This is a genomic window from Pseudomonas sp. SIMBA_067 (assembly GCF_046534675.1).
Classification (GTDB): Bacteria; Pseudomonadota; Gammaproteobacteria; order Pseudomonadales; family Pseudomonadaceae; genus Aquipseudomonas; species Aquipseudomonas putida.
In genome coordinates this window covers 1-250 of record NZ_JAWRYH010000988.1, presented here as the reverse complement: position 1 = coordinate 250, position 250 = coordinate 1, and the positions used below count along the sequence as shown (strand labels likewise).

General features: G+C 65.2%; 1 protein-coding gene. It reads left to right on the top strand.

Annotated elements, in window-relative coordinates; translation table 11 throughout:
- A partial coding sequence (locus tag SB765_RS32180; RefSeq protein ID WP_410932836.1) for an OprD family outer membrane porin occupies nt 1-250 on the top strand: 250 nt, incomplete at both ends.

The window sequence follows — 250 nt, the reverse complement described above, 5'->3', positions numbered from 1 at the left end:
GCAGGTATCTGACTTCAACAACCCCAACGAACGGGCCTGGGAAGCGCGCTACGACTACAACTTCGCTGTGCTCGGCCTGCCAGGCCTGTCGCTTACTGCCCGCTATGTGCGCGGCAGCGATATCGATGGCACCCGCGCGGGCGGCGCCTACAGCTACTACAACGGCATCGAGGATGGCCGCCACTGGGAGCGCAACCTGTGGGTGCGCTACGTGGTGCAGGGCGGGCCGGCCAGGAACCTGTCGTTCAAC